Below are 8,224 nucleotides of genomic sequence, written 5' to 3' on the forward strand. Positions count from 1 at the left end.
AATGATACGGACAGTGTCGATGTCGATACCGCCACCTTAGTTGCGGTTACCAATGGCGCGAACGGGTCAACGGCCATCGTGGATGGCGCGGTGGTTTACACCCCGAATGCCAACTTCAATGGCATCGATAGCTTTACCTACAGCAACTCGGAAGGCAATTCAGAGACGGTGACGGTCACGGTGAGTGCGGTTGATGATGAAACTACGGTTGTAGCCGATACGGCGCTGACCAACGAAGATGCGGCGATCACGATTGATGTGCTGGGCAATGATACGGACAGTGTCGATGCCGACACGGCGACCTTAACGTCCGTTGAAGACGGCGCGAACGGCACCACGGCTATCGTTGATGGCAAAGTGGTGTACACGCCGAATGCGAATTTCAATGGCACCGACCGCTTTGACTATACCAATTCCGAAGGTAATGCTGAGACCGTGACGGTCACCGTGAATGCAGTAGCGGATGCACCCACACTAAGCGTTACCACTGAATCGACTGAGAACCAGTCAATTACACTTGCTAATGCTGCTGATACAACGAGTGGTTTTACCATTACTGCATACGATGCTTCTGGTGAAGCATCCACCATCAGTGCTGTCTCTAATCCTGAAGGTTTTGGTGTGACGGGAAATGCTTCCGGCGCGGATGGTGAGTTAGGGAGATCTGAGTCACTGGTGGTCACTTTTGATAATGATATTTCATCTGTTGATGTTGCATTTGCGTGGCTACATTCACGTGAAACAGCGACTTATACATTTTATAAAAATGGTGTTGAAGTTGGGACCGGTGCTGTTGATGGCGGAAGTGATGGTGTTGATGATGCTATTACACTGATGCCAGATAGTGGCGCAACTTTTGACAGAATAGTCTTTACTGCAAGCGGTTCAGGCGATGATTATCTGATTAATTCAATAACGTATGACAACGTAGTAGAAGAGATCGTTACAGGCCCCATTGTTATCGATGAAGAGAGCTCGGTAGCATTGAATATTACTTCAGCTTTAGCTGATACGGATGGTTCAGAGTCATTAGTTGTTGTATTAGAAGATATTCCTGAAGGTTTTACACTCACGGACGGAACAAAATCGTTTACGGCGGATGTTTCTACAACAAATATTGATATCACTGATTGGAGTTTAGATAATCTAACATTAACAACAATTGATATCACAGATACAACTTCTTATACATTAAATATAGTTGCTACTGCGTCAGAATCTTCGAACGGTGATAGCAGTTCAACAACATTACCAGTTACAGTAACAGTCAAAAATATTATGGCCGAAGCCGGTACGGTGACGATTTCGACAATCTCCGGTGACGATGTGATTAATGCCGCGGAAGCGGAAACTGACAAAATTGAAGTATCAGGAACAGCAACTGGTGGAGATGTAGCAGCAGGAGATCTCGTAACTGTGACGGTAAATGGAACTGCTTATAAAACAGAAGTTGGTGCCGATGGAGCATACTTTGTCGATGTAGATACAGATGACTTAGTCGCAGATAACTCAGTAGTAGTCGCTGTAGCAAGTACCGATGGTGGAGGACATAGTGTAATAAGTGAAGCGAGCAAAGATATCATTATAGATACAGAAGCGAGCGATATAGGTGAATTGGCTATTACAAATATAGTTGATAATAAGGGGGATTACTCTTCAGTAACAATGAGTGGTAAAGGAGCCGAAGCTGGGAATACAATTACTATCTATGATGAAGATGGGGATGATGTTGCCACCGTAACTGTGAAAGATAACGGCACTTGGAGTAGCGATATCTCCGACCTTCGTGCGACAGGAATTAATGATAATGAATTCTTTAGTGTGACAGAGACTGATACCGCTGGTAATGAAACTGCTCATACTGACAGCACACATTATTCGCATGAAAACTGGAGTCATGCATACACAGAAGTTAGTGATGACTTTGTCATGGCTGGACGTGGCGACGATACCGTTAATATAAGCGATATCGATGACACAAATGATAGTGTGGTAATAGATGGTGGCGATGGTACAGATATCGTCACATTTGATGCAGATATGGGTGAATATAAAATCACAACAGATGCAGATGGAAATGTCATCGTAACAAGTGGTGCATCAAGTGACAGTAATGATGATAGAACGGGAGATATAACAGAGTTAAGAAATGTGGAAATTATAAAATTTGCAGATGTAACTTATGATGTTGCAACTGGCTCTTTTGCATTAAATGATACTGTAGCGGATGCACCTATGAATGCCTCTATCGAGGTGAGTAAAGCTCAAGTTGTTGAAAATAAGGCTAATTTCAATAATGATAAAGACTATAACTTAAATCATTATGGTGATTATGTAACATATACTCTTGGAGGCGTTACAAACACTGCTAATGTCCAGATTAAAAGTTACAAAGATTCACATGACGAAGGCAGAGTTGTTCTTATAAAAGATGGGAGAGTTATGGAGACAATAGAGCTTGATGACGCTACTACTTATGGTAATAACCAAGATCATATTTTTACCATTACCTCTGATTATACTTTTGACAGCATTAAAATTATTAATGATACAAATCAAGAGTTTAAAATTAAAGGTGTGAATGCCGATTCTGTTGTAGTGAGTGAATATTATGAATATGAAATATCCATAGCCGCAGCATTAAGTGATACAGATGGAAGTGAAACTCTGAGTGTCACAATTACAGGTGTTCCGACTGGTGCTGCACTTAGCATGGGGACCGATAATGGCGATAATACTTGGACGATTGAAGTCGATGAGACTGTAACATCAATTTCAGAAACATTAACGATGAGTATACCTAATGGAACAGAGGATTTTACACTTGGTATAACTGCAGTTTCAACGGAAAGTCATACTGGAGATACGAGTAGTAGGTCGGATATTGATGATAGCCTAATTGGTACTAGTGGTGATGATATTCTGGATGGCAAAGAGGGCACGGATACCTTAATTGGTGGCAGCGGCAACGACATTCTCACTGGTGGTAGCGGTATTGATACCTTTGTCTGGCTAAACGGGGATGAAGGTACAGCTGACATTCCAGCAGTCGATCACATCACTGACTTTGATATTACTGAAGATAAACTCGATCTCAGCGACTTACTACAAGGCGCTACGACTGGCAGTTTAGGCGATTACTTAGAATTGAGCTTTGCTAGCGATGATAACGATATAGTGACAACGACTATTAATATCAAAGCAGATGGTGAAAATGGCAGTATTAGTCAGGTTATCATTTTAGATAATGTTGACTTAAGTGCTGCTTATAGTAATGTTGACCTTACCAGCAAGGACGGTATCAACAGTATATTGAATGACTTAGACGAGCCATTGGTCTTTTAGTCGATTTCAAAACTGTTAAATTTAAGGGAATTAATCACAGTGCAGGCAGCAGCGAATACGGCTTCAACGCCACAGTGGAACATACATCCTTCTCAACGCATTGTTGAGGATCCACTGCTGGATTGTTTAATCTTACTGACGGAACATTTTGCTAACCCGTGTTCGGGTGAAGCGTTGACGGCTGGATTATCTATATCGGGTGCTCATCTGTCACCTGAACTGGTACCTCAAGCAGCATCCCGAGCTGGACTAAGTGCTAAGTTAAGTCAAAAAGGTCTGAATGAATTACCGCGCATGTTATTGCCGTGTATTTTACTGCTAAAAGATCAAAAAGCTTGTGTATTGCAAGAGTTAGATATTGCTGCGGACAAAGCGGTTGTTTCTATGCCTGAAACCGGTGGTGAAGTGGTACTGGCTATCGCTGAGTTGGAAGCTATTTATGTGGGTTATCTGTTTTTAGTTAAGCAGCAGTATCACGGTGACCGTGAATTTGATGTGCATTTGCATGACAGTAAAAAGCATTGGTTATGGCAAACCGTTAAATCTTCTAGTTCTATCTATCGTGATGTCATTATCGCCTCGGTCTTAGTCAATTTATTTGCTTTAGTATCGCCATTATTTGTGATGAATGTCTACGATAAAGTCGTGCCTAACTTGGCTTTTGAGTCTCTTTGGGTATTGGCGATTGGTGCAACCGTCGCTTATATTTTTGACTTTATCATGAAGCAATTACGTGGTTACCTTATCGATGTTGCAGGTAAGAAAGTTGATTTGGAAACTTCTGCTAAACTATTCGCTAAAGTCATTGGTATGCCACTAGAGAAACGCGCATCGAGTGTTGGCGGCATGGCCAAGCAGCTCAGTGAATTTGATAGTGTGCGTGAATTTTTATCCTCTGCGACGATCACGGCGTTAGTTGATCTCCCCTTTGCTATATTATTTATGGTTATTATCTGGTTAGTCGCTGGTGATTTAGCCATGTTTTCGGTGATCGCAACCTTACTGATTATCGGCTACACCTTATTGATACAACCGCGTTTGCGTCATGCGATTGAAGAAGGTAATAAGTTTTCAAGTTTACGCCATGGTCATTTAGTCGAAAGCCTCTCGGTGCTAGAGTTGATTAAAGCCAACGGCGCAGAAGGTGTGGTGCAACAAAGCTGGCAACAAATGCTCGGGCATATATCGACTTGGCAGCTCAAAGCGAAAGTGATCACTAACTCAGTGGCGAATGTGGCGAGCTTGATTGTGCAAGTCTCTGTGATTGGTGTGGTTGTGTTAGGGGTCTATCGCGTTGCTGATAACGAGATCTCGATGGGTGCTATTATCGCCGCTGTGATGTTATCCAGTCGTGCAATTTCCCCAATGGCTAAAATCGCCGCGTTAATGACTCGTTCTAATCAAACGATTAGTGCCATGCGTCAGCTTGATGCGATCATGGAACAAGTTGATGAGTTTGAAGATAAAGCTCACCTTGCCAGTCGCAGTAAACTCGAGGGTAAGATCGCGTTAGAACAATTGGGATTTCACTATCCTGACGTAGATAAACCAAGTTTATACCCATTGTCTTTACATATTCAGCCGGGCGAGAAAGTCGCGATCATTGGCCGTAATGGCTCGGGTAAAAGTACCTTAGCTAAATTATTGTTAGGTTTATATCAACCGACTTCGGGCAGTCTGCAGTTCGATGGCATGAATCAACAGCAGATCCATCCCAGTGATCTGCGTCGTAACTTTGGCTATTTACCGCAAGATATCACTTTATTTCACGGTACCATTAAAGAAAACATTCTGTTTGGCGCAAAGCAAGTTACTGAATACCAATTGATCCGAGCCGTACAGTTCTCTGGGGTAAACATGTTTACCGATCTTGATTCACAAGGTCTTGATCAGCAAGTCGGTGAAGGCGGGAAAGCCTTATCTCGCGGTCAACGTCAATCTATCGCCTTAGCCCGCGCAATCCTAAATGACCCACAGATTTTATTATTAGATGAACCTACTGCTAGTCTTGATGCGCGATCTGAAAAACAATTCATTAACTCAATGCAGATCATTGCTAAAGATCGAACCTTATTATTAATTACCCATAAAATGCATTTATTACAGTTGGTTGATCGGATCATTGTATTGGATAAAGGTCGCTTAGTTGCCGATGGCCCAAAAGCGGTTATTCTCGAAAAACTGAAAAGTGGCGCTTTAGTTCCAGGAGCGACACAATGAAAATAAGTAAACAAGACCTAGATATGGCGGATGATGTTTATGGTACGCTGTTAACGCAAAGTCCTCGTATTCACCGCCTCACGATATGGGCGGTTACCGCATTGGTATTTAGTTTTATCGTGTGGGCTTATTTTGCTAAGTTAGATCGGGTGACGACTGGCATGGGTAAAGTTGTACCTTCTTCTCAAATCCAAATAATTCAAAGCTTAGATGGAGGTATTCTACAAGATTTGTACGTACAAGAAGGCGTATTAGTCACCAAAAATCAACCGTTGGCACGTATTGATGACACCCGTTTTCGAGCTGATTTAGCGCAGCAACGCCAGGAAGTTGATAGTTTACGAGCGGATATTATCCGTTTACGCAGCGAGTTAAGTAGTATCTTGGTTGCTGATGTTACTAATTGGCAGTTACAAATTAAGATCACCAAAAAAGCCCTTATTTTCCCCGACGACCTGCAGCAAAACTTGCCTTATTTAGTGACGCGTCAGCAAGATGAGTATCGCGCTCGATTAGACAGCTTAACTAATCTGGTCGCCATTCAAGGCCAGCAGATCCAGCAGCGATTTGAAGAAACTAAAGAACTTAAATCAAAAATTAAAACCCTAGAGATAAGTTATAAACTGGCTGCGAGAGAATTAGCATTAACGCGACCACTAGCAAAAAAATTCATCATTTCGGAAGTTGAATTACTTAAATTAGAACGCAGCGTGAATAGCATTAAAGGTGAGCTAAACTCGATTCGTTTATTGGTACCAAAACTACAATCCGCGATGGCTGAAGCGGTATTAAAACGCCGTGAAGCGGTGCTTAACTATCGTGCCGATGCTCGTGCACAGTTAAACGAATTACAAAGTAAATTCTCTCGGATAACAGAAGCTCAAGTCGGCGTGCGAGACAAGGTGGAAAAAGCCCTGATTGTGTCACCAGTAGTCGGTACCATTAAAACATTACACATTCGAACATTAGGCGGTGTGATCCAGCCTGGACAAGCCTTGCTAGAAATCGTACCAACCGAAGATAAATTATTAATTGAAGCCAAGATTAAACCTAAGGATATTGCCTTTGTGCACTTAGGATTAACGGCCGTGGTGAAAATAACCGCCTATGATTTCACTCGTTATGGCGGCTTAAAAGGCGTGGTTGAGCACATAAGTGCCGATACCACCCAAGATGAAGACGGTAATAGTTTTTATATTATTCGGGTACGAACCGATATTTCAGATATTCAGGGTAACCATGACATGCCGATCATTCCCGGAATGATGACTTCTGTGGATGTCATCATCGGTAAACGAACCGTACTCGAATACATATTAAATCCAGTGTTGAGAGCCAAAGCTATGGCGCTCAGGGAGCTTTAAGTTGCACATGAATGTTTATAATAAGGAAATAAAAATGTCAGTCAGCGACTCTTTTTGTCAGCGGATATTATTCACCCACAAGGTTCTTTACCCTGCGCTAATGTGTTCTGTAATTGGGTGGTCTGCAGCTGTTAATGCGCAATCTGTAGAGGAGGCTGTCGCGATGACTTTAAGTACGCATCCTGATATCCGAATTGCCTTTACTAAATTTAAAGTGCGTGAAGAACAAGTTCAGCAAGCTGAGTCAGGCTATTTACCCAGTATTGATATGACGGGTGGTTATGGTTATGAATATACCAATAGCCCAGGTACTCGACGCAGTGCTGGAGGAGATACTGAGGATCTAAATCGCGGTGAGTTTGGGGTCAGTCTTAAACAAAGCCTGTTTAGTGGTTTCCAGACTAGTAGTGATATAAGCCGTACTAGCTATGCGACTAGTGCTGAGCAATGGCGTCTATTCGGCACCGCTGAAGATGTAGCGTTAGATGTTACTAAAGCGTATACCAACTTACTTAAAAGCCAACGTATTCTAGAGCTATCTGAGCGTAACTTATCGACGCATAAAACGATTTTTGGTCAGATCGAAGAGCGAACTAACTCGGGTCTTGGTAGTATCGCTGATTTATCACAAATTACCGGTCGATTGGCACGGGCGCAGTCAAATGTTATTTCAGCAAAAAATAACTATTTAGACAGTCAAACACAGTTTACTCGAGTGACAGATCAGCAGCCAGATAACTTGGTCATTCCAATTCCAGATGTGGCATTGTTACCAATAGATCGTCAAACAGGGTTACGTGACGCGTTGATTAACCATCCTGTGGTTAAATCATCGAATAATGACATTACCTCGGCGCGCTATCAGCATGATGCCGCCAAATCAAATTACTATCCGAAAGTGACATTAGAAGTGGATGCTAATTTTAATAACGATATTGATGGTGAAGACGGTGATGGTTACGGCGGTCATAATAACGATGTTGTTGCTATGGTGCGCTTTTCTTACAACCTATATTCCGGTGGCAAAGATAAAGCGTTAGCGAAAGAGACTGCATATAAAATTACAGAAGCGAGTGAAATTAATCGCAGTGTACATCGTCAAATAACAGAGGGTTTTAACTTGGCCTGGAATGCGCACGAGTTACTTAATATACAAATGCAGTATATCAAAGAGCACGTTATCGCCTCTAAAGACTCACAAGCGGCGTATGAACAACAGTTTAAACTGGGCCAACGTAGTTTACTGGATCTACTCGATACCGAAAATGAGTTATTTGAAGCGCGTAAAGAATACG

The 8,224-nt window shown here is 42.3% G+C and carries 4 protein-coding genes; all 4 read left to right on the forward strand.

Translation table 11 applies throughout. From position 1 onward, the window contains the following. Window positions 1-3,345 (forward strand): Ig-like domain-containing protein (locus tag QNK26_RS15300; protein WP_319224653.1); only part of this gene is annotated, 3,345 nt, incomplete at its 5' end. A gap of 33 nt (window positions 3,346-3,378) precedes the next feature. Then, on the forward strand, window positions 3,379-5,565 hold the full coding sequence (locus QNK26_RS15305; protein WP_319224666.1) for a type I secretion system permease/ATPase: 2,187 nt from the start codon (window positions 3,379-3,381) through the stop codon (window positions 5,563-5,565). Then, window positions 5,562-6,929, forward strand: coding sequence for an HlyD family type I secretion periplasmic adaptor subunit (locus QNK26_RS15310; RefSeq protein ID WP_319224656.1), 1,368 nt, complete (start codon window positions 5,562-5,564; stop codon window positions 6,927-6,929). Before QNK26_RS15305 ends, QNK26_RS15310 begins: the two co-directional genes overlap by 4 nt. A gap of 34 nt (window positions 6,930-6,963) precedes the next feature. Beyond that, on the forward strand, window positions 6,964-8,224 hold a 1,261-nt coding region (locus tag QNK26_RS15315), incomplete at its 3' end, for a TolC family outer membrane protein (protein ID WP_319224658.1).

It is taken from the genome of Moritella sp. (genome assembly GCF_033791185.1).
GTDB lineage: Bacteria > Pseudomonadota > Gammaproteobacteria > Enterobacterales > Moritellaceae > Moritella.